The sequence below is a fragment of the Flavobacterium sp. FlaQc-48 genome (assembly GCF_044007335.1).
Classification (GTDB): Bacteria; Bacteroidota; Bacteroidia; order Flavobacteriales; family Flavobacteriaceae; genus Flavobacterium.
Map to the genome: position 1 here is coordinate 1 of NZ_JBIPCR010000001.1, position 23,675 is coordinate 23,675.

General features: G+C 38.4%; 20 protein-coding genes. 4 read left to right on the plus strand and 16 right to left on the minus strand.

Annotation, left to right across the window (positions count from 1 at the left end; all coding sequences use genetic code 11):
- Positions 1 to 736 precede the first annotated feature (736 nt).
- The gene (locus ACHRWY_RS00005) at positions 737 to 1,327 is read right to left on the minus strand and encodes a hypothetical protein (protein ID WP_395351258.1); all 591 of its coding nucleotides are present in this window, start codon (positions 1,325 to 1,327) and stop codon (positions 737 to 739) included.
- Positions 1,328 to 1,903: 576 nt separating this feature from the next.
- Here ACHRWY_RS00005 and ACHRWY_RS00010 point away from each other — a divergent pair.
- Positions 1,904 to 4,315: a TonB-dependent siderophore receptor gene (locus ACHRWY_RS00010; RefSeq protein ID WP_395351260.1), complete on the plus strand. Its 2,412-nt coding sequence runs from the start codon at positions 1,904 to 1,906 to the stop codon at positions 4,313 to 4,315.
- 108 nt (positions 4,316 to 4,423) lie between these two features.
- Here the strand turns inward: ACHRWY_RS00010 and ACHRWY_RS00015 are convergent, their stop codons facing one another.
- The 5 genes from ACHRWY_RS00015 to ACHRWY_RS00035 all read right to left on the minus strand — a co-directional run bounded on the left by ACHRWY_RS00015 (position 4,424) and on the right by ACHRWY_RS00035 (position 8,062).
- Positions 4,424 to 4,750, minus strand: a complete 327-nt coding sequence (locus tag ACHRWY_RS00015) for a DMT family transporter (RefSeq protein ID WP_395351262.1) — start codon at positions 4,748 to 4,750, stop codon at positions 4,424 to 4,426.
- A gap of 70 nt (positions 4,751 to 4,820) precedes the next feature.
- Entirely contained in the window at positions 4,821 to 5,384 is a 564-nt protein-coding gene (locus ACHRWY_RS00020) for a Crp/Fnr family transcriptional regulator (protein ID WP_395351264.1), read from the minus strand.
- A gap of 112 nt (positions 5,385 to 5,496) precedes the next feature.
- On the minus strand, positions 5,497 to 6,015 hold the full coding sequence (locus tag ACHRWY_RS00025; RefSeq protein WP_395351267.1) for an endonuclease V: 519 nt from the start codon (positions 6,013 to 6,015) through the stop codon (positions 5,497 to 5,499).
- Positions 6,012 to 6,809: a hypothetical protein gene (locus ACHRWY_RS00030; RefSeq protein ID WP_395351269.1), complete on the minus strand. Its 798-nt coding sequence runs from the start codon at positions 6,807 to 6,809 to the stop codon at positions 6,012 to 6,014. The genes ACHRWY_RS00025 and ACHRWY_RS00030 overlap by 4 nt, the downstream gene beginning before the upstream one ends.
- 23 nt (positions 6,810 to 6,832) lie before the next feature.
- Positions 6,833 to 8,062 carry a hypothetical protein gene (locus ACHRWY_RS00035; RefSeq protein ID WP_395351271.1) on the minus strand — a complete coding sequence of 410 codons (1,230 nt, stop codon included), beginning with the start codon at positions 8,060 to 8,062 and terminating at the stop codon, positions 6,833 to 6,835.
- 361 nt (positions 8,063 to 8,423) lie between these two features.
- Here ACHRWY_RS00035 and ACHRWY_RS00040 point away from each other — a divergent pair, with 361 nt between their 5' ends.
- From ACHRWY_RS00040 to ACHRWY_RS00050, 3 genes are all read left to right on the plus strand, one after another.
- Positions 8,424 to 8,801 (plus strand): hypothetical protein, encoded by a 378-nt coding sequence (locus tag ACHRWY_RS00040; RefSeq protein WP_395351273.1) that lies wholly within the window; start codon positions 8,424 to 8,426, stop codon positions 8,799 to 8,801.
- Between the two features lie 87 nt (positions 8,802 to 8,888).
- Positions 8,889 to 13,268, plus strand: coding sequence for a CusA/CzcA family heavy metal efflux RND transporter (locus ACHRWY_RS00045; protein WP_395351275.1), 4,380 nt, complete (start codon positions 8,889 to 8,891; stop codon positions 13,266 to 13,268).
- Between the two features lie 4 nt (positions 13,269 to 13,272).
- Positions 13,273 to 14,403 (plus strand): efflux RND transporter periplasmic adaptor subunit, encoded by a 1,131-nt coding sequence (locus ACHRWY_RS00050; RefSeq protein ID WP_395351278.1) that lies wholly within the window; start codon positions 13,273 to 13,275, stop codon positions 14,401 to 14,403.
- A gap of 168 nt (positions 14,404 to 14,571) precedes the next feature.
- Here the strand turns inward: ACHRWY_RS00050 and ACHRWY_RS00055 are convergent, their stop codons facing one another.
- From ACHRWY_RS00055 to ACHRWY_RS00100, 10 genes are all read right to left on the minus strand, one after another.
- Positions 14,572 to 15,078, minus strand: a complete 507-nt coding sequence (locus ACHRWY_RS00055) for a 4'-phosphopantetheinyl transferase superfamily protein (protein ID WP_395351280.1) — start codon at positions 15,076 to 15,078, stop codon at positions 14,572 to 14,574.
- On the minus strand, positions 15,075 to 15,329 hold the full coding sequence (locus ACHRWY_RS00060) for an acyl carrier protein (RefSeq protein WP_395351283.1): 255 nt from the start codon (positions 15,327 to 15,329) through the stop codon (positions 15,075 to 15,077). The genes ACHRWY_RS00055 and ACHRWY_RS00060 overlap by 4 nt, the downstream gene beginning before the upstream one ends.
- A 100-nt stretch (positions 15,330 to 15,429) precedes the next feature.
- Complete coding sequence (locus tag ACHRWY_RS00065) at positions 15,430 to 16,704, minus strand: beta-ketoacyl-[acyl-carrier-protein] synthase family protein (protein WP_395351284.1); 1,275 nt, start codon at positions 16,702 to 16,704, stop codon at positions 15,430 to 15,432.
- Entirely contained in the window at positions 16,701 to 17,138 is a 438-nt protein-coding gene (locus ACHRWY_RS00070; RefSeq protein WP_395351286.1) for a 3-hydroxyacyl-ACP dehydratase FabZ family protein, read from the minus strand. Before ACHRWY_RS00070 ends, ACHRWY_RS00065 begins: the two co-directional genes overlap by 4 nt.
- A gap of 204 nt (positions 17,139 to 17,342) precedes the next feature.
- A complete protein-coding gene (locus ACHRWY_RS00075; protein ID WP_395351289.1) occupies positions 17,343 to 18,395 on the minus strand; it encodes a type III polyketide synthase in 1,053 nt (350 codons plus the stop codon).
- Positions 18,392 to 19,105 (minus strand): methyltransferase domain-containing protein, encoded by a 714-nt coding sequence (locus ACHRWY_RS00080; RefSeq protein WP_395351292.1) that lies wholly within the window; start codon positions 19,103 to 19,105, stop codon positions 18,392 to 18,394. The genes ACHRWY_RS00075 and ACHRWY_RS00080 overlap by 4 nt, the downstream gene beginning before the upstream one ends.
- Complete coding sequence (locus ACHRWY_RS00085; protein WP_395351293.1) at positions 19,106 to 20,233, minus strand: NAD(P)/FAD-dependent oxidoreductase; 1,128 nt, start codon at positions 20,231 to 20,233, stop codon at positions 19,106 to 19,108.
- A gap of 325 nt (positions 20,234 to 20,558) precedes the next feature.
- On the minus strand, positions 20,559 to 21,905 hold the full coding sequence (locus tag ACHRWY_RS00090; RefSeq protein WP_395351295.1) for a DUF4157 domain-containing protein: 1,347 nt from the start codon (positions 21,903 to 21,905) through the stop codon (positions 20,559 to 20,561).
- 33 nt (positions 21,906 to 21,938) lie between these two features.
- A complete protein-coding gene (locus ACHRWY_RS00095; RefSeq protein ID WP_395351297.1) occupies positions 21,939 to 23,306 on the minus strand; it encodes a hypothetical protein in 1,368 nt (455 codons plus the stop codon).
- A 54-nt stretch (positions 23,307 to 23,360) separates the two neighbouring features.
- Complete coding sequence (locus tag ACHRWY_RS00100; protein ID WP_395351300.1) at positions 23,361 to 23,639, minus strand: hypothetical protein; 279 nt, start codon at positions 23,637 to 23,639, stop codon at positions 23,361 to 23,363.
- Between the last annotated feature and the right edge of the window lie 36 nt (positions 23,640 to 23,675).

Sequence of the window (23,675 nt, forward strand, 5' to 3'; positions counted from 1 at the left end):
GATGATGTAAGAAGACATTTCATTTTACATATTACCACATAGCTATGTGCTAAAATCATGATTTTTTAAAATGATCTCTAATTAGGCTATAAGATCTATGTTTCTATGTGTTAATTTTTTTTCACTCAGATGTTGCAGATTAAAAAAGCATTTTAAACTTTTGCTCTGCGGGTGTTTTTTAAACACATAGAGACCTAGTTTTTGGGATGATGTAAGAAGACATTTCATTTTACATATTACCACATAGCTATGTGCTAAAATCATGATTTTTTAAAATGATCTCTAATTAGGCTATAAGATCTATGTTTCTATGTGTTATTTTTTTTCTCGCAGATGTTGCAGATTAAAAAAGCATTTTAAACTTTTGCTCTGTGGGTGTTTTTTAAACACATAGAGACCTAGTTTTTAGGATGGTGTAAAAGGCATTTCATTTTACATATTACCACATAGCTATGTACTAAAATCATGATTTTTTAAAATGATCTCTAATTAGGCTATAAGATCTATGTTTCTATGTGTTATTTTTTTTCATTTCCGGAAAATTGCCAAAGGTGTAATCCCGAAACTTCCGGCGATTTATTTTTTTAAAAGGCTTTTGCTTTATGCAAGGAAAAAGTAAGCTCCTGTTGCATTAGGAGGTTGCGAATAGTAAAAGTAAAAATAAAGAACCATAAAAAACTCCCGTTTGTGTGATAAACGGGAGTTTTGTTTTTTATAAGTCTAAAAGAGAAATGTTTTATTCTTTATACAGGATTATAGTAGCTTTATATCCGGTACCCACATTCCATTGGCTTGCCTGAATAACGGCACCTTTGTCATCAAATACCTGAAATTCGGCAGTATTGGGCGATGCAGAACCTTCGTTTAAAGCTTCGAAATCAATTTTATTAATTCCTTTTACCAGATCAATTTTAAATCCCTGAAAATCGCCATTTAATAAAACCTGAGGTTCAATAACCTTATCATTCAGATATACCCTGATTTTGTCGCCGTCTACAAAAGCGGCATCGCGGTAACGTACCGTAGAAACGGATGAATTGGTTACAAAACCTCCTAAATATTCATTTCGTCTGTAAAAAATGCCTTCGACATTGGCTTCCCGTTTGTACAGGCTGTTGTTTTTATAAAGTTCCTCGGGATTAATCTTTAAAACTGTTGGCTCTTTTGGAAGTGGAGTTTCCGGAGGCGGGGGAGTTTCTGTTGGCGGTAAAGGTTCTTTTATCTCTGAATTTTTAGGAATAGGTTTGTATTTGCCATTCACTTCCTTTTGTGCATATCCGTTCAGTGTAATACCAATTATAATAAGTAAAAAGTGTAATCTTTTCATATGTAAGTTAAATGCAATTAATAAATAATATTCTTTTATATAAACAGGTAAACAAGGCATTTATTGCCCTTATAAGGTTCTTATATTAATTTGAATATTTACTAAGTTACGCATTAAAATTGGTCTTTTTACGGTTGTTTTTAGTATTATGGTTTTGATTTACAGTTTTTTATAGTGGTTAAAGGCTCTTTTTAAGGCAATACTACTAATTGGTTTTAAATTCAGAAAAAAGTTAAAACTATAAATAAGGCTTATCTTTTTAGTTTTTACAGCTGCTGAAATGGCATTAGAACGAATGTTGAACTTTTTGAGAATTTGCAGAGCCTAAAAAATAAAATGGAGTTATGAAGGGCTTATCCATTTTTAGGCACATATTTAATTTATTTGTCCATATATACTTATTTTAAAGATTTTAAAAGAGGTTAAATCTGGCTAAACACTTCTTAAAATAGTGCCTTTTTTACCCTTTTTGGCTTGTTTTTTTTTCGAAAAAAAATGCTGGTTTTGAGTTGATATATTAAAAAAAATATTGTTCATTTGCGCCTTAATTTAGAATAAGTTTAAATAAGGATAATTATGAAAGTAACAATACAAACCGTCTGGTCTTTTATAGGAGCTTCATTTCAAAAAACAGAAACATTACGACTTCATTTCGTTCTTTTCATTTCGTTTTTTCTGTTACTGAATGTTGATTTTCTTCAGGCTCAAACATCATATACAGGCCAGATTACAGGTGTTGTGATCACAAATGATGGTACTGCGGGACAAGGAGTGGTAGTAAAATTGAGTGAAACCAATAAAAGTGCCGTCACCAATTCGACAGGAAACTATGAATTTAAAAAGCTTCCCTTTGGAAAATATACAGTTGAAGTAATCATGAATGGTTATGCGCCAACGGTTGAAAGTGTAGAGATTACAGAGCAGGCCCCACTGGCAGTGGCAGATCTTAAACTGAATTCGTCTTCTCAGAATCTCGAAGATGTAGTGGTTCGTTCCGGTGGAAACCGTTTTGCTAAAAAAGAAAGTATTGATGTGGCTAAAATGCCATTAAAAAACATCGAAAACGCTCAGGTTTATATTATTGTAAGCAAGGAATTAATGAAGGAACAAGTGGTAACAGATTACAACAGTGCCTTTAAAAATGTTCCCGGTGCCGGTATTGCCGAAGTTAGGAACCAGGGCCGTACAACATCAATGTCAAGAGGTTTCCCGACGCCGCAAGTGGTTCGAAACGGGGTGGGAAGTTTTACCTATACTACAATTGACCCTTCAAATTTAGAACGTATCGAGGTCATTAAAGGCCCTTCGGCTACGCTTTTTGGCAGTACATTATCGTCCTTTGGCGGTTTGTTTAATCGTGTTACTAAAAAACCTTTTGATACTTTTAAAGGCGAAGTTTCCTATTCAGCCGCCAGTTGGGATCTTAACCGTTTAACATTCGATGTCAATACCCCTTTAAACCAGGATAAAACGGCTTTATTAAGGATTAACACGGCCATGCACAGCGAAAGAAGTTTTCAGGATGCCGGATTTAATAAGAATTTTTCGTTCGCACCAAGTTTTTCCTATGAAATCAACGACAGGTTAAGTCTTTTAATTGATATTGAATTCAGCGCTTACAAAGCGACTTCGCCAACGAGACTGGCTCCATATACAAAAGGAACAGCAACAAGTATTGAAGAATTACAGATTCCGTATAAATTATCTTTTGCCAACAATACGATTAATTATACCAGCCAGCAATACAATATATTTGCCCAGTTAAAATACAAAATGTCCGATGAGTGGACTTCGCAAACCGTTATATCACGCACAAGATCATCCTCTGACGGGTATGTGGTAGCATTGCAGATGATGTCTAATACGACGATAAGACAGCAGGTAACCTATCAGGAATCGCCTTTTTACGGAACGGATATTCAACAAAATTTTATCGGAAAGTTTAATATCGGTCGCCTTAAAAACAGGGTAGTGGCCGGTTTCGACTTTTACAGTCTTCGGGCTACCCGTAATGATGCCATCGTAAACATGCCGGCAATGGATTATAAAAAACCGGGCGATGCGTACAATAATTTCAATATTGAAAGGGTAGCGCCATTATTTGCAACGGCAAAATTCAACAACTTTGTGTCTAATGATGAAAATACGTACAGCGCTTATGCATCGGATGTTTTGAATGTAACGGACCGACTGATTGCCATGGCAGGTTTACGTGTCGATCGTTATGAAAACAAAGGAACCTATTACCCAAGTCGTGATTCGATCGCCGGTAATTACAATCAAACGGCATTATCGCCAAAATTTGGTTTGGTTTATCAGCTGATGAAAGATAAAATTGCTGTTTTTGGAAATTATATGAATGGCTTTAGTAATGTGTCCGGCTCTGATTTTAACGGAAACACGTTCAAACCCAATCAGGCGAATCAGTTAGAAGGAGGATTTAAATTTGATTTAAACAAAATATCAGCCACACTTAGTTATTATGATATTAAAGTGACCGATATTACCCGTGATGATCCGGATCATGCTAATTTTTCAATTCAGGATGGTACTCAGGTCAGCAGAGGTTTTGAAGCCGAGTTAATTGCAAACCCTGTGTCCGGATTAAATATTGTGGCGGGTTATACATATAATGACAGTAAATATACCAAAAGTAACGCCAGTGTAGAAGGATTGCGTCCGTCTACGTCCGGATCACCGCGAACCGCTAATTTATGGGCAAGTTACCGTATTGTAAATGGTTCGGCACGAGGATTAGGAATTGGTTTTGGAGGTATTTACGGAAGTGAATATTATCAGACCAATACGTCTACTTTTAAATTTACGATCCCGTCTTATACTGTTTTGGATTGTTCTCTTTTTTATGATCAGCCAAAATACAGACTGGGTATTAAAGTCGATAACCTGACCAACGAGAAATACTGGTCGTACCGGCTTGCAGCTCAAAACCCGACACGTATTACAGGAAATATAACGTTTAAATTTTAAGCAGGTCCCCGATTAGAAATTTCAAAAAGTAAAAAGAGGCGCAATTTTGTGGTATTATTTCCACTAAATTGCGCCTCTTTTGTTTACAATACTTTTAGGGGTTCTCGTTTAGTGCGAAACTACTTTTAGCCCGATAATAGAACCAATTAAAGTGCTTAGAAAAAGTATTCTTAAAAAAGTTATAGGTTCCTTAAATACAAGAATTCCCAGTAATACTGTTCCAACGGCACCAATTCCTGTCCAGACCACATAAACGGTTCCTATGGGTAAAGTCTGGATGACTTTGATCAAAAGTCCCATACTCACTGCAATAGAAATGGCAAAAGCCACATACCATACATACATTTCGTTTCCTGTGGTTTCTTTTGCTTTTCCTAAGCAAAAAGCAAAGATTACTTCAAATAATCCGGCAATCACTAATAATATCCAATTCATCTTTTTATATTTTGAAGCAAAATTCGGAAATGGAGTACGGGGAAAATTTTACAAATGTTAAAAAATGAAATTATTTTATTTCAGCTCTTATGCGGCTTAAGCTTACCTGGGTAATGCCTAAATACGAAGCAATATGTCCCAGTTGTATGCGTAAAAGCAAATCAGGATTGTGTTGCAGGAGTTCAGTGTAACGTTCTGTGGCGGTTCGAAATTGTCGGGATATCAGGCGTTCTTCGGTTTTTAGCAATTCTTTTTCAGCAAACTTTCTGCCCCAATTGGCAATGTGAATGTCGTTTTCAAAAAGCGTCTGCAGTTGTTCGGTTTTCAGTTGGTACAAATCACAATCTTCTAATAGTTCGATATCTTCATAACCTTTTTCATTGGCGACATAACTTTTCATAGACAAAAGCGTGTCTCCTTCTTTGCCAAACCAAAAAGTGACTTCAGTACTGTCTCTGTTGGCATACGCTCTTGCAATTCCTTTTTTGATGAAATAAATACTGGTTTCAGTTTTTTCGGCTCTAATCACATTATGTCCTTTTGAAAAGCTCACTTCGTGAATATAGTTTTGAAGCAAAAGCCTTGATGCTTCAGGCAGTGTGTAAATTTGATCCAGAATTTGTTGAATTTCCATTATAAAAAAGGTTTAGGTATTGGCGGTATTATTTTAATTCTTCAAAGAGACACCATAACATAGTTTTAAAGAAATGATTCTTTTAATTTTTTTTAAAAAAAAACTATGTTTTTTAGATTTCTTTTGTCAGTCGATCCATTTCTTTCAGTAAAGTTGGAATTCTAAATTCACCTGCCATACTTTCAACTTTTTCGAAAGCCTCTTCCAGGTCAATACCAATGGCCGTGACGTATAATGGTTTTTTACTATCGCCCCTGACCAAAGCTTTTTTATCCTTTTCAATAGATGCAAAATTGGTTTTGGCAACGCCAATTATTGGAATTTCCCTGTTTAGCTTTTCATATAAATGCCCGCCCAGGCCATATTTTTTATCGTCATCCAGATAAACAAAACCGTCTACAATAATGGCTTTAATCGTTTTTAAATCAATTTGGTTCAGTAAACTTAGAATGCAGGGCAATTCTCTTCGGTAAAATTCACCCGGGATATAATCTTCTACATTTTCGATGATTTCGGTGTGAACTTTATAGTCTTTACTTTCATTCCAGTTTAAAAATTCAAGACAAACGGTTTTGGCTTTTCCGTCAAAATAATACGTATCGAAGGCCAGTATTTTAGAATTAGTACTCATAGTTTCTTTGGTATCATAGTATCAGCTACACTCAGGGTGTATGATAATTGGGGGTAAATATAGTTCATGGCACTGTTTTCTTCTTTTCTCAGGCTATAAAACTCTTTCTTTTGATCTTCGTTAGCCACTTCTAATAATTCTCCGGTAGAGAAGTAAGGCTTGTTATCTTTAAATTGTATAAAAGTCTTCGATTTTCGAAAAGTGATTCCAAGCCATTTACGGTCTTTTTCCTGTTTTTTAAGGCTTGGAAGTGATTCCAGTATAATTTTATGAAGAAACTTTGAATTGGTCGCCAATGAAAACAAAACAATTGAATTGTGGGTTAACAAAATCTCAGATTCTTCATTGGTAACTTTGTCTTTCAGCTTTAGTTTTCTTAGATTTTTGGTTGTTAGTTTCTCCGGATTTTCATAGCAGGTGTAAAGCCCAATATACGAATCGGCTTCTAAATCCATACCTTGGTCAGAATGGTACCCCATTGTCGCATAATTACAATCGTATATTTCGATCAAAGCATTATTGAAATCCAGCAATGGCAGACTTTCAACGGCATTGTTCCGGATTGTCTCATTTACCACTGCTGCAACCTTATGGTGAATGGCAGAGAAATCATGTGCCGGAACCGTGTACAGGGTAGTAGTTCTCACAATCGGAACACCTTCATCACATACCCGAACCAAATGATTGCCCATTCTGCCTTTGGCCACATTTTCAAAATCAATGGCATGCACTAATTCGCTAAACAAATCGTTTTCGAGTGGAAGCGTAATTTTATAAAAACCGGAGTTATTCATGGTCTTTTTTATAGGGATTCTGTTTAAAATATAGGTTTTTCATAGTCGCCTGCGTTCATACTAAAATGAATTTTCCCGTATTCGATTTTCTTTTCAGACCTGTTTTCTTCATAGTACGAATGGCGTAAATCAACCATTGTTTCAGGTGTCATTTCCTCCAGCTTAATCAATTCGCCGTTTTCTTTAATGTACGTCTGACCATTCTTGTGTACCGCTTCCAGATTAGAACAACGGGCGACATAACCCATTCGAACCGGAATCTGGTGGGCATTTAGTACCGAAGGTTTAATTTCATGCGTGTACAATCTGTTGGTAGAAAGCGGTATTAAAAAAGCCGAATTTGGATATAAGGTCACACTGAATTCTTTGTCTAAAGCAGGATCTTCAACAGTATTTTTTAATTTAAAATGCAGTCTCGTCAATCCGCTGGTTTCTTTGTAACACCAATCGTACCGGTCTTTTTTGGATGGCTTTAGCTGATCAAAATTAGATTGGTCATAGAAAGTACAAAACACAATAAGCCCGTCTTTTGGCATATCTTTCGTTTTGTCAGAATGTGCCTTTATTTTCGATTTTACTTCTTTTGGGTTTTCAGCTGTTTTGATCTTATTCTCATAAATTTGGACCAATACATGGTTTATTTTCGTTTCTTGCTCAAAAGTATATTGAACGGCCTGATTTAATGTGTTGATGATATGATGATCCGTAGCACGAAAATTATCTGTTGGTCCTGTAAAATTACTGGAACATCTTAAAAGGCGATAATGTAATATTTCATCTTCGGTGTTTTCTTCTTTTGAAACTTCGGTAAGATAAATCCCGGTTCTTAAAGCTTTGCTTTCCTTAATGGACTCTGTCAGATTTTGAAACAGGTGTTCAGCTTTGATGGTATTAAAAAAGTCCTGATCACCAAACATATCCCTAAAATAAACACCGGCATTACTAATAAGAACAGGAACCTGGCCCAATGCTATGCTATGAATGTTCTCCTGATTTAAATCTTCGTAATGAACAGAAAGTTCTTTAATAACATACAAAGTATACTGCTGCTTTTGAAGCTTATCGAGATCACCGCACACATACATCATTTTGTTGTCTGAATAAGTTGGGACCGCATCAAAACCATATACCACCAGACCACAAAAATGATCGATTAAATATTGAAGTTCTGTTGATGTGTTACTGTTTTCCTGTAAAACAACCAGTATGTTTTTGTGTTTAGAAATGCTGTTTTCAATAGGTTGTGGTGTCATTTTATTTTATTATAAAGATAAATATTCCTTTGCAGTGCAAGACCCGGCTGATTTTGTATTGGCTAATATAAAACTAATTTTAGGATCAGAAATAAATTATTTTAGAGGGGTATTGAAGATCCTGAATACTGCGATTTTCTATGAATTTAATTTAGGGTGTGGGCGGTTAAATCAGGGAATTGATGAGGATGTGTTATAAGGACTACAAAAAAACACTTCGAAATTGAAAATACTTTAGCATTTTATACAGTATACTGACATAAATTAAATTTCTGTTCCTGAATTTATCTAAAATCATAAAACTTGCTTAGATCTTGCTTAAGATAATGGATAATTTTACCACATGACTTAAATTTGTGAAGTGCGAAAATTCATTAGCTACATATTCATCTTTCTAATTGTATCCAATATTGGATTCTTTCAGCAGTTTTATAAATTGCCAATATTGATTGAGCATTACAATGAGCATCAGCAAAGGCAAAATGTAAGCTTTATTGATTTTTTAGAGATGCATTATTGGGGAGAAGATATCAACGATAATGATTCTGACCGTGATATGCAGCTTCCTTTTAAGCATATTTCGAGCGCTTCTTTTCAACTGGTATTTGTTCCGACAGAAAAACACACATTTGATATTCCTTTTACTGGCGATTTTTCAGAGTCAGGCATAATTCCGTTTACTTCAAACCTGTATTCTAATCCTGCCTTGTTTGCAGTGTTCAGGCCTCCTTTGGCATAATTTAATTTTCTAAGATTTTTATTGTGGTTAAGGCATTTTTATGCTTTGGCCATAACGATAGTATTTTCAAAAAAATTAAATCAAATTATGCTCAATAAGATCATTCAGTTCTCCGTTCAAAATAAACTGGTAATTGGGGTTTTCACCTTGCTGTGGATCATCTACGGCGTTTTCGAAGTCACCCGTTTACCCATTGATGCCGTTCCTGACATCACCAACAATCAGGTTCAGATTATTACCACTGCACCGTCTCTGGGGGCAGAAGATGTAGAGCGTCTCATCACTTTTCCGATCGAACAGGCAATCAGTAATATTCCGCAGCTTAAAGAAAGCCGCAGTATTTCCCGTTTCGGACTTTCGCTTGTGACTATTGTTTTTGCCGATGATACTGATGTGTATTGGGCGCGTCAGCAGGTAGCAGAGCGTTTGCAAAAAGTAGAAATTGCAGAGAATGCGAGTATTCCCGAAATGGCTCCGGCAACAACAGGTTTAGGCGAAATTTATCAATATGTTTTAAAGCCGCAACCCGGTTACGAAAGCCAATATTCTCTCGAAGACTTGCGCACCATACAGGACTGGACGATTCGAAGACAGCTTTTAGGAACGCCCGGAATTGCTGATGTGGCTACTTTTGGGGGAAAGCTAAAACAATACGAAATTGCCGTAAATCCGTCGCGATTGAAGGCTCAGAACCTGACCATAAAAGAAGTTTTTACCGCATTGAGCAGTAATAACGAAAATACCGGAGGCGCCTATATTGAGAAAGGGCCAACGGTATTGTATATCCGAAGTGTGGGACTGACCCGAAATATTAAGGATATCCAGAATATCATTGTCAAAAATACACAGGCAGGAACACCGATCCTGATTAAAGATATTGCCGAAGTAAAAATGTCTTCTGCGATACGTTACGGTGCTTTGACCACAGATGATATTGGCGAATCTGTTGGTGGAATCGTAATGATGCTGAAAGGTGAAAATGCCAATAATGTGATCGTCAATGTCAAAAAACGTGTTGCCGAAATCGAAAAGATTCTGCCCAAAGGTTTAAAAATAGAACCTTTTTTAGACCGTACCAAAATGGTAGACAACGCGATTGGTACCGTAGAAAAAAACCTGATCGAAGGCGCCTTGATTGTCGTTCTGGTTCTGGTGCTTTTTCTGGGCAATTTACGAGCGGGATTTATAGTCGCTTCTGTGATTCCGTTAGCAATGCTGTTTGCTATTATTATGATGAACACTTTTGGCGTAAGCGGAAATTTGATGAGCCTTGGTGCGCTGGATTTTGGTTTGATTGTCGATGGTGCCGTCATTATTGTCGAAGCAATTTTGCACCACATTCACAGTGCTAAAAAGTACAAAGGAATCGATACCATTTCGCAGGAAGAAATGGACAAAGAAGTGACGGGTTCAGCGGGAAGAATGATGAATGCTGCGGTTTTTGGACAAATTATCATCCTGATTGTCTATCTTCCGATCTTATCATTAGAAGGAATCGAAGGTAAAATGTTTAAACCGATGGCACAAACTGTTGCGTTTGCCATTTTAGGTGCTTTTATCCTGTCGCTTACTTATGTTCCAATGGTCAGCGCTTTATTTATCAGCAAAAAGGTCAGTCATACACCAAATCTTTCTGACCGGATCATGACGAAACTGGAAGGCTATTACGAAAAATGGCTGTCTAAGGCTTTACAAATTAGAAAAGGAATTATCATTTTGGCCTTTGTTTTATTTGGGATTGCGCTGTTGTTGTTTAGCCGGATGGGAGGAGAGTTTATTCCGCAGCTTGAAGAAGGAGATTTTGCGGTAGAAACCCGTTTGTTGCTGGGAACTAATCTTTCGACCACAACAGAAACGATTCAGAAAATTTCATCGGCGCTTAAAAGCCAATATCCTGAAGTGGAAAAAGTGGTTTCGAGAATTGGCAGCGCTGAAATCCCGACAGATCCCATGCCTATTGAGGGTGGCGATATGATTATTGTGCTAAAAGATAAATCAGAATGGACAAGTGCTTCTTCGTTTCCGGAACTTGCTGATAAAATGACGGAAACGGTAAAACAAGTGGCTCCGGGGGTTACAACAGGTTTTCAGTTTCCGGTACAAATGCGTTTCAACGAATTGATGACCGGGGCCAAACAGGATTTGGTGTGTAAAATTTACGGAGAAGATCTGAACAAACTGGCCGAATATGCCGAAAAACTTGGTGCAATCAGTAAAACGGTTGAGGGCGCAACAGATTTATATGTCGAAAAAGTGACCGGAATGCCCCAAATCGTGATTGATTATGACTGGGCAGAAATGGCGAAATACGGGATTTATGTTTCGGATATCAATCAAACTGTAAATGCTGCTTTTGCCGGAGCCGTAGCCGGAAGTATATATGAAGGAGAAAAACGTTTTGATATGGTCGTGCGAGTGGAAGCGAGCGGAAGAAAAGATATTTCGGACGTTCGTAACCTTTTGATCTCAACCCGTTCCGGAATGCAGATTCCGCTTTATCAGGTAGCATCCGTAAAAGAAGTTGAAGGCCCTAACCAGATTCAGCGTGAAGATGCTAAAAGAAGAATTATTGTCGGGTTTAATGTGAGAGGCCGCGATGTTGAATCTATAGTAGAAGAATTGCAGAAAAAAGTCAATAGTCAGATCAAATTTGATCCGGGATATTACATTACCTATGGCGGTACTTTCGAAAACCTGCAACAGGCAAAATCACGTTTGGGAGTGGCTGTTCCGGCAGCTTTGTTTATGATTTTAGCTTTATTGTATTTTGCTTTCAGATCGTTTAAAGAGGGAATCATCATTTTTACCGCCATCCCTTTATCGGCAATTGGCGGTGTGTTTGGGCTTGCCTTGCGCGATATGCCTTTTAGTATTTCGGCCGGAGTTGGTTTTATTGCGCTGTTTGGTGTAGCTGTATTAAACGGAATTGTATTAATATCCGAATTTAACCGAATACAGAAACACGGCGAAATTACCGATCCCTTCCGGATTATTATTACCGGAACCAAAAACAGGTTACGTCCTGTATTGATGACCGCAGCGGTGGCCTCTTTAGGGTTTCTGCCAATGGCTTTGAGCAACGGAGCAGGAGCAGAGGTACAGCGTCCGCTGGCAACAGTAGTGATTGGCGGATTGATAACGGCTACTTTATTGACGCTTTTTGTGCTTCCGGCAATTTATTTAATGACATATCATACGAAAGTATTTTCGAAAAAAATCAAAAAACATAAAATGGATAAACTGACTTTATTGCTTCTTGCTTTATTGGTTACAGCTTCGGTGCAATCACAACAAAAGCCTGTTTCTTTAGACGAATCCTTGTCGATTGCGCTTCAGAATAACAGAAGAATTAAATCGGCCCGGCTTACTGAAAAGTCAAAGGAACAATTGCAAAAATCAGCGTATGATATTCCAAAACTGGCTTTAGATGCTGATTACGGGCAGTTCAACAGTGGGGTTAATGATTCCCGTTTTGGCGTGAGTCAGACTTTTGCTTTTCCTACAGTATACAGCAATCAGAAGAAAGCTTTGCAGGAAAATTATAATGTTGCCAAAGTATCTTCTCAATTGACTTCGCAACAGATTAAATCGAATGTGAGAAACTTGTTTTATTATTATATCTGGCTCAACAGCAAAAAGGAGTTACTGGCGTACGCCGATTCTATTTACAGGTTAATGGAACAGAAATCAGATTTGCGTTATAAGGCAGGAGAAACTAATGTGTTGGAGAAAAGTGCTTCTCAATCGGCGCGACAATTTTATACCAATCAGCTCACGATGGTCAATAAAGATATTGCCATTACACTAAAATCTTTTAATACAATGCTTCAGGATAGTGTAATGTATGTTCCGGCTTCGGCAAACATCAAGCATGATTTTACAATCCCTTTAAGCGAAAAAGTAAATACAGCCGAACTTCCTCAGATCCGGCTTTCAAATCATGAAGCAGAAGCAGCAAAATGGAAATGGAAAGCAGAACAGGCTAAACTAATGCCGGACATTACGGTTGGATATAATAATTTAAGCATTATTGGTGCACAAACGAGTTCTACAGGGCAGGAAGTGTATTATGACAGCAGCCACAGGTTCAGTTATGTGAATTTGGGATTGTCGATTCCGTTGTTTTTTTCGAGTCAGTCCTCACGCAATAAAGCTGCCAAAATCGAATATGAAAATTACAAGATGATGGCCGAAACGGTAAAAGTCGAAATGACAACAGAAATCGCCAATGCGGTTAGTGAAGCCGAAAAGTATAAAGAAAGCCTTTCTTATTACGAAAACGAAGGGCTGAAAAATGCGACTGTTATCATTGATGCCGCCAATAGTCAACTGGAAAACGGAGATATCGATTATTTGCAATGGGTTTTGGTCGTGAATCAGGCGATTACCATTAAAAATGAATATCTCGACAGGATTAACGATTACAACAAAGCAATCATTAACCTGCAAACCTTAAATAATTTATAACATTATGAAAACATATATCATCACGATTTTTGGTCTTTTATTGCTGGTTTCGTGCCACAATGATAAAAAGAACGAGAATAAAACAGCAGTACAAAACCAGGAAAACAGTATTCAGTTAAGTCCGCAGCAAGTCCAGAATGCCGGGCTTGTCACGGGCAGTCCTGAAGAAAGAACGGTTAAAGGAATATTACAGCTTCAGGGAACGGTAACGGTGCCGCCAAAAAGTGTGGTTTCGGTTAGTATTCCGCTTGGCGGCTATATTAAAAAAACAGATTTAATGGCAGGAATGCAGGTTCGAAAAGGGCAATTATTGGCCGTTGTTGAGGATATGCAATACATCCAGCTGCAACAGGATTATCTTACGGCGAAAGAAAAATTTCAGTTGGCTAAAAGCGAATACGACCGACAAAAAGAACTAAATGCCAAGAAGGCAAGCAGTGATAAATTGTATGAACAAACGGCTACCGAAATGCAGACGCAGCGTATTTATATGTCTTCGCTGGCACAAAAATTATCTTTATTAGGGATCAATGTAAAAACACTTTCGGCTTCCAACATCAGTAAAACGGTTGCGATCGTTTCGCCAATCAATGGTGTCGTATCTAAGATTAATGTAAATGTGGGGAAATATATTGCCCCAACAGATATGCTTTTTGAATTGATGGAAATGAGCGATATTGTACTGGTTATGAGTGCTTTTGAAAAAGATGTTCATTTGCTTTCGACAGGGCAAACGATAAGTGCTTTTACCAATGCTAATCCTTCAAAAAAATTCCCCGCAAAAATTGCGTACATCAATCGCAGTCTTAACGATGATCGTGCGGCCGAAGTTATTTGCAAAGTAAATCAATACGATAATACACTAATTCCGGGGCTTTTTATTAATGCTGAAGCAGAATTTGAAAACGAAAAAGCCATGACAGTTCCGGAAGATGCTGTGGTAAGATGGCAGGGCAAATTTTTTGTTTTTGCTGTGAGCGGGGATAATCAATACAAAATGGTTGCAGTAGAACCGGGAACTGTGACTGATGGGTTTCGTCAGATTAAATCTTCGGCTATTGATACATCTTCAAAAATTGTCATTAAGAATGCTTATACCCTTTTGATGACTTTTATGAATGGCGGAGATCAGTAAGAGCTCATTCGTTTGTGATTCTTTTTAACAGATAGAAACATAGACTTTGTATTCTCAAAAAAGACAATCGCATCACACCATTTTTAAAACTGGTTAGGTGTGATTGGAATTTTATAAAAATTTAGTTAATTGTTGGTAAGAGGGCAGTTCCATTTGGGGCTGCTCTTTTTAATTTGTGTTATTAAGAGTCACCACTTTTTCAAACGGTCCATGATGACTTATCGAAACATCCTGAATTTTATTTTGTGATGTCAGTAAATACGGAATGCCATTTTTATCTTTTATAATTGACTTTCTTTCGATTTCTATCACATTATTTAGATTGTCCGGCATATTTACAGCAATCGTATGAATACAATCTTCAGAAAGGGTTGTTTTAGTATAATAGACATTTCCTGAACAAATAACATTTCCTGTAACTAAATTATGATCTTGCAATGTTACACAACAAGCCAGTTTTTGAGGAATAAAGGCTCTTATTTGGGTTTGCCGGTTGTAAATTTTATATGCTGCTTCTTTCATACTCCACAGCATCCAGACCATCATTTCAGGATTTGGTGCGCGGGAAATGAGCAATTGCTCTTCCGGGGTAAATAGTTTTTGTACAAAACCCCTGCGTTGCCAATTGCTTTCCTGACGTGATTGTAAAATAGCTATGACGTCATTGCCAATCATTTTTCGGCCAGTTTGGTTTCGATGATTTCTACTGAAGCTTTAACGTTGAGCATACGTTCCATATCGGTGTTGTCAATTACGATATCAAAAGCTTCTTCGATATCCAGTACAATATCTACGAGATTAGCAGAGTTGATACTCAAATCGTTAATGAAATCCGTATCTTCTGTAAGGTTGTCGTAGGCTTCGGTATTGGTGGTATACGGCTTTATGATCAATTTTAGCCTGGCGATAAGTTCTTCTTTGTTCATATAGGTTATGGGGTATTTGTTATGAGTTAAGGGTTATTTGTTATGGGGTGTTAGTTCTTAATTATGTTTTGACAGAAAGAACAGGGATTGATGTTACAATTTACAATAAAAATTTCTTAAAAATAATACAGGCGTTTACATCGCCAAAACCAAAGCTGGCTTTGGCAATTATGGCAGGATTCATTTTGATTGTTTTTAAAGGTACTTTTGACGGATCAATAAGGGCTGTAATTTCGGGATGAAGATCGTCGCAGTTTGTATTTCCAAACAGAAAACCTTCGTGAAGCTGTAATACTGCTGCAATACTTTCGATACTTCCGGCGGCGCTTAAGCAATGTCCGGTCATGCTTTTTAAAGAATTGATATAAGGAAAATCACTTCCTTTTCGATCTAAAGCTTTGGTCCAGTTTTCAATTTCAAGGCTGTCTTTTGTAGTGGCTGTTAAATGTCCGTTTATGGCATCAATCTCAGGAGCTGAAATACCGGAATTATGAAGTGCATGGGTAATGCAACGCTGTACTGCAGTGCTATTTGGTGCGGTCATGCTTCCGTTGCCGCGTTGTCCGCCGGAGTTTACATTGCCGCCTAATATTTCGGCATAAATGGTAGCGCCCCGTTCTAAGGCACTTTCTAACTCTTCGATGACTAATGCGCCTGCACCGCTTCCGGGTACAAATCCTGCGGCTGAAGTACTCATAGGCCGTGAACCTTGTTCTGGATGATCATTATATTTTGAACTGCACACCCGAAGCGCATCAAAGCCGCCCCAGATATAAGGTCCGCTATCGCCCGTGCTTCCCGCCAGTATGCGTTTTGCCTGTCCGGATTGGATACGATCGTATGCCATCAAAATAGCTTCGGTTCCTGTGGCACAGGCTGATGAATTGGTTGTAACCTGATTACCGGGCCCTAATTTTCCGCCCAGATAAGCGCTAATGCCACTATTCATGGTTTGTGCGACTACAGTGCTGCCTAATCTTCTAACTTGTAATTCGTCTATTTTATAAATGCTTTCACGAAATTTATCTATTCCGGATGTGCCGGAACCAAAAATAATTCCGCTGTCCCAATCGGGTTCTTCGTTATGTTCTATGGGTAATCCTGCATTTTTCCAGGCTTCCATACCCGCTATAACGCCGTATAAAATTCCGGTGCTGTTAAATCCGCGTAGTTCCAGTTCTGTAAAATACTGAGCTTTTAATTCTTCAGTTATTTCAGGTTTTCCGGCGATCTGGCAGGAGAACTGCAATTCCTGTAATTGGGCATCATGCCGAATCCCTGAAATTCCGTTTTTTATGGCGTGGCTAAATGCCGGGATTCCAACTCCGTTAGGGGCTGCAACGCCTAATCCTGTTATGACAACTCTTTTACTCATAATTTATTCGTAATCATACCGGCCAGAATGCCTTTGCAGACTTCTTGCCCGGCTTCGTTTTTCATCACTACATCACACTTTAGTTTTCCAAATCTGAAAAATAATTTTTGAGAGGTCACTGTTACTTTTTCGTTGGGATATACAGGTTTTAAAAACTGCATATCGGCTGAGGTAAAGGCGATTACAGTATCTTTAGTAAAAGCATCACCTAATAAAGAAATACCCAGGCAAACCATACCAATCTGCGCCATCGTTTCGGTCAGGATCACGCCGGGAGTTACCGGATTATCTTTAAAATGGCCTTTGTAAAAATCAAGGTCTTCCTTAAAAGTATAAGTTCCTATAGCACTATTTTCATCGACATGCAGCAATTCATCTACAAATAGAAAGGGTTTGCTGTACGGTAATTGTGCGAGAATATTTTTCACGGTCATGATTTGTTTTGTTTAATAGATGATGTCTAATTGAACGCGGATCAAACGGATGTACTTCGTAAAGACGCAGATCAAAACGCATTTTGGTTTCTTAGATTTTACAGAGGTACAAAATTTTATTTTTTTTAATTATTTTAAATCAGTTCTGATCCGCGTCTTCGCATAGCGAATCCGTAAAATCCGTGTTCAGTTTTATAGGATAAATTACCATTGCAATAAAACACGTTGCGCCGAAAATCCGGGACCAAAACTCAGCATTAATCCTTTTTCTCCCGGTTTTGGATTTCCGTCCATAATTTGCTCTAAAACGTACAATACGGTTGCACTCGACATATTGCCGTATTGTTTGAGGACTTCCTTAGTAGCATCGATATTTTTTCCTAATCCGGAGAAAAGTGATTCTACTGTGGTAACGATCTTTTTCCCGCCGGGATGAAATATCATGTGATCAATATCCTTTATTTCTAAATTGTTTTTTTCAAGAAACGGATGAATGATATCCCCAAAATGCGATGCAATCGTATCGGGAACTTCAATATCCAGAACCATTTGCAGCCCTGAATTGGTTAGTTTAAAGCCCATCATGTGTTCGGCATCATAAAAGTGATACATTTCTTCGTTTATGATTTCAGGACCATAATCGTCTTCATAGGAAGATAACAAACAACAAGCGGCTCCATCACCAAAAATAGCGGCACTTACAATGTTTGGCATCGAAAAATCATCAAGCTGAAAAGTTGCCGTTGGCGATTCTACTGCTATGACGGCAGCCCGTTTTCCTGGATTGGCTTTCAGGAAGTTTTTAGCGTATATAATGCCTGATATTCCGGCGGCACAGCCCATCTCGGTTACCGGAAGACGTACAATATCCTGTCGCAGTTTCATTTTATTGATGAGGTATGCATCTAATGAAGGGATCATAATTCCGGTACAGCTTACGGTGATAATATAATCCAGTGTTTGTGGATCCCAATGGGCTTTTTCGAGCGCTTTTTTTAAGACCTGTTCTCCCAAAATGATCACTTCCCGGCTGTAGATATCATTTTTATCTTCAAATGAAGTTGCTGTAAAAACTTCGGCGGGATCCATTATAGAGTAGCGTTTGTCTACAGCTGCGCCTTCAAATATTTTTTTTACTTTTTTGATAAAACGTTCCTCTTGTCCGTGAAGCCATCCGTCCAGCATTGGAAGTATATCAGCCGTTTCACGGGAATATTGTGGAAGTTGCTTCGCAACCGTTATAATTTTTACACTCATTTTTTAGCGATTATCCACTGGTAGCGAAAAGCCCATTTCCAGTTTATGGTATAGTTTTTTAAATTCAGTTTTTTAGAGAAGTTCTCCAATTCGTCTTTCTTAAATCCTCTTAAAATAGAAACCAGGCCATCTTGACGTGACATACGATTCAGATTAAATATTCTACAGATGATTTCAAACAGACAGTATGCTACTTTACTGCGATGCAGATCGTTAACAATAATGCCTACTTTGGCATTGTTATTAAAGGTAGTAATTATATTTAATATTTCGTCATTGGTAAAATGGTGCAGGGTAAGGGTACATAAAACAATATCATATTGAATCGCTTTAAACGCTTCACTAAAAATATCGATGCCTCTATATTCGATATTAGAATATTCTGTTGATAGTGCTTTGGCATAACTGATCGTAAAATCATTGGCATCGATACCAATCAATTTAAAATTCAAATTGTTTTTCTGACCAAATTTCGCCAGCATGCGTAACATATCGCCATTACCACAGCCAATATCGGCGATTGTAATAGTTTGGGCAATATCAGATTTTTTTAATAATCGTTTAATTCCGTGCAGGGTCAGTTTGTTGCCGCCCAGTAACCGGTTGATTTGGGCAATCTGATCCAGTGCGGCTTGTAATTCTTCTCCGTGAAGAGAAAAATCATCCATTATTTCAGTTTCCTGTGTCCTGTAGTGCGTATTTATGGCCATTTAATCGATTGCTATAGGTTTACCGTGCGTTTGTTTGATTATTCCCGGCAGTATTCCGGGAAATGAAGCTACTATGGCAACGAGTGTATTGGTAATGGTCTTTTGGGTTAAGATTCGCGCCAAAATTCTGCCCATAAAAAGCCTTTTGCCAAAATATTTCTTCCATTCTTTGGTATAGTTTTTTTCTAATGCTTCTCTGGATATTTTTTTATCCGAATAATATGCTAAAATTAATTCTGATGCTATTTTGGCACTGTGAATCGCCATTGCCATTCCGTTACCGCAAAGCGGATGAATGAGTCCGGCTGTATCGCCAATCATTAAAATATGGTTTTCGACGGCTTTCTTTTTATCAAAAGAGATCTGGCTTATGGTTAAGGGTTTATCAAAAAGAAGCTGACTGTTTTCAAAAACAGCTTTTAAGTGTTTGTTTTTATAAAGCACATTTTGCTGATAGTCTTCAATATTTTTATATTCTTTAAAAGTGGCATAATCGGCCAGATAACAAATGTTTATTATATTATTTTCGACTTTGGAAACCCCGCAATATCCGCCATTAAAGTTGTGCAATGCTACAAGATCAGCATCCAGATTTCCTGAATAATGTGCTTTTACGGCCAACCAGGGCGATTTTTTATGGATGAAATTTCGATCTAAAACCTGATCGACATTAGAGCGTTTGCCAAAAGCACCCAATACTATTTTAGTTTTTAAAACCTGATTGGAACTGGTAACGGTAAACAGGTCATTATGGAAAGAAACATCGGTAACGGTTTCTTTGATAATGGTACAGTGGTTCGCTATTGCTTTTTGATATAAAAAATCGTCAAGCGCATAGCGGCTAATGCCAAATCCTCCTAACGGAAGTTTTGCGGTTGCTGCTTTTCCGTTACTGGTGGTAAAGGCAAACTTAGAAATGTTTGTGGGACTCAGTGCTGAAACATCGGCATCAAGCCATTGTAAATAGGGGAGAATCTCATTAGAAATATATTCCCCGCAAACTTTATGTCGGGGATAAGCCAATTTTTCAATCAGTGTTACTTTAAGATGCGTTCGGGACAGGTGTATAGCTGCAGCCAAGCCCGCGAGTCCGCCACCAATGATCACTACATCCGGATTTGTTTCCATATTACCAATTTAGGCATTAAATCTTAAATAATGGTAACGATGGCCTGTTTAAATTATTTTTGATTTGTAGAAAAAATATGTAATGGGCACAGGCGCTTATTGTTAAGGACATAAATTGATTTTGCCTGATTAATTACTACAAATGGTCTCAGGGCATTCATTTTTTCAATAATTGCCACTATAAAATGTGCTGCGATCTTCAATTAAAACCCGCCCATTAGTGCCTCTGGCATGTTTACAGGAATTGTTGGATTATTTGTACCGCTTTTTATCCTGTTACAGTTTTAAATGAATATGATTTTTTGATACTTTTTACTTGTTTTTATTATTTTTTTTTCTTTCCGCCCACAAATGACCATGGATCCTCTTTTTTCTTTTCGGCTTCTGCATTAAGGTCATTATGCGCTTTTAGCTGCTGTTGGAGGAGTATGTCTTTCTTTGCCTGCTCTATTTGCTGTTTTTTTGCTCTCTCTGCTTGTTCCTGTGCTCTTTTTGCCTGCTCTTGTTCTTCCTTTGCTTTTTGTGCCCGGGCATTAGTTTCAGCTGCCAGTATTGCTGCACGCCCTGCTGTTTCTTCGTGGGTACGTTCTCCTACTGGTGTATGAGAACGACGTACGATGGGACGTTTACTATTCTTTTCTATAGCATCACCTCGACGACTGTACATTATATTATGAGGAACACCAGGCATGCCGCCAATATTATTTAAGGAATGCACGACCGGCGAAGCTTTATCAGTGTTGTGTACGATTTTTGCCCTTTCGCCTCCTTGAGGCTTTTTGCCCATATTCTTTGCCGCCAATGCTTCATGTCCTGCATTCCAGTCGTAGTCACTTCCTTCATCTTCCTTTTCTTCCTCCTTACGTGGCCCAAATTTTCTGGCCGGTCTGCCAATTCCAACATGTCCCCTTTCGCCTGTAACAGAACTTCCGGCAATGGTGAGGTCTGGCTCTACGTAGTGATCCGCATTTCCTGCTTCTTCAACATGCGCTTTGAATGCGGCATCTCTTACAGCGCGTGCAAGTGGTTTTGTATCGTTTCTAAAGGCAGGAACATCGGCATAACCTAAAGGTTTCTTAGGTTCTAAAGCAACTTCTGCATCCTCTGCCTCTTTTTTGGTTTTAAAAAACTGACCCGGCAATTGCGATGATTTCCAGCTTTTTCCCGACTGGGTTTTGGTTACGACCCTTTGTATGGGTAATGTATTAAAACTTCCGGAAGACAGCTGTATACTTGTAGCTTTTGCACCCATTAGATCCGCTTCGTTCTCTAACCCTTTATCATCATTTACATTCACCTTACCTTTCATTTGCAAAGTAGGTCTTACACGTCCTTGTTTTTGTTGTACAACATGCCAGGCTTCATGGGGCAGATGTTTTTCCTGACCGCTTGCAATATGGATGTCGGTTCCCTGTGCATAGGCATGGGCCTGAAGTTGTGCTGGTTTACTGGAGTTATAATGTACTTTGACGTCATCCATAGAATGACCGGAAAGGTTTTCTATACCTGATTTTAAATGATCCGGTAAACCGGTATTGTTTGCTTTTTTTTGCAAAACAGAGGCTGGCCGGTTGTCCTGTAGTTCTATTGCTTTATTTTGAATGATCTTATCATTAGCGTTATTAGCAGCCGTTTGCGCTTTTTGGTTATTTTTATCATAAGAATGTTCCATAAGTCTCCTTGATTTTGGTTGCTGAAATTATAATTAGGCAAATACTCCCTCACCGGATGGCGGAGGTGGCGGCGGTTTATCATCTTTTCTGTAAGGATGAAAACTATGTGATGAAGATTCCCCTTTCACTTTCTTTTTTCTTTTAGCATCTGTTTTGGATCTTGCTTCATACTCTTGTTGTTTTTCGGATATGGGTTTTGGCTGTCCCGTGTTCCAGTTAAAAGAGTTATGCATACTTACATTTACACCACTTTGGGTCATTAATGCCGGATTGCCCTGGTGCTTATACGGGCCCGATGCAGATACGCCAAAACTTGCCATACCGGTTTGTGTTGCAAGAAAGGCAAGTTGCGGATCCATGTGGTCTTCTAACATTTCAGGATAATGTTCTCCTGTTTCTGCCATTTCCTGATTACATCCACCCGTATGCCCACTTTTCCCATGATGTCCGCACGATGCTCTGTTGATGGCAATATTACTGCTAACGGGTAAACCGGAAAGAAAACTTACGGTGTTTTGAAATTGCTCCTCAGATTCATCTCCAACGCCAAGTTCGGGATCAAAACCCATTTCTTCTGCCATTACATTCATATCTTCTGCATTTCTTTGTACAGATGATCTAAAGGCTTCACTATGAGCCGCAAGAGCTTCTGCATGGGCACTTTTTCTATCATCGGGCAGTGTAACATGTTCCGGTGGCGCTCCTTGCATAAATCCATGGTTTTGGTAAAATTGAGGTACAGGATGTGAAGCATAAGAAATACTGCTTACCGGAGTACTTTGTCCGGCATGGCTATGAACATGAATTCCGTCAAGACCTTCAGAAAGCACCATTGCATGCGTATTTCTTGCACTAAAAGCCGTTCGCTGACCTTGCGGTATTACCTGACTTCCCGCCAGGGCATTGGCCTGACCCGCAGTAACATCGCCTCCGGTGGTCATTACAGACCCAAAGTGCACAGGATGCTGTAATAATGCTTCTGCAATTGGTGTTTGAGGGAGTACCGGAGCACCTTGTTGTGGCGGTTGAAATTCGTATTCTACTTCTGGTTGTTCTTCTTGTTCCATTCGGGCACGTTCTTCTTCATGGGCACGTTCTGCATTCTGGGCTGCTATTTCAGTTGGATATACTTGTCCGGTCAACGTACTCTTAAATCCGCCACCTTTACGATTGGGAAGCACCTTTAGCTGTACCGTTTTATCTGATGGAACTGCATGACTTGCTTTTTTCTGAACAGGAGTATGGCCCAATTGCGCCGGAACATTGTTCTGATGCAGTTTTTCCTGAACAACAGAAAGTTTTCGATTGTCTTTCAATTGAATAGCAGCAACACCACCAATTGCATTAGCGGCAGTGGCTGAAATTTTATTTTTGGATAATCTTTCCTGATGTTGTGCCATTTTAACTATAATTTCTTAATAATCTTTGATCGTTTTTAAGACCCGTTTTCATTTTTATTTTGCTCTCCGTTTCGCTTCTTTGTTGCTGATAGGTACAGGACTTGCTTTTTTTATGGCAAGTGCAGCCTTAGAAACAGCAACCTGTTTTGCTCCAACACCCTTCCCTAAATATTTCTTTTTTGTAGGATCATGATGCACTTTAACAAGCTGGGTAACAGATTGGGAAGCTATTGGCCGATTGTCTTTTAGCTGAACCGCAGCAGTACCCTGACTTAAGTTTGCCGCAGTTACTGCCGTTTTAGTTTCGGATGTTTTTTCTTTGAACTGTGCCATTTTCTATTGTTTTTAAATTAGATGGATTTAGATGTT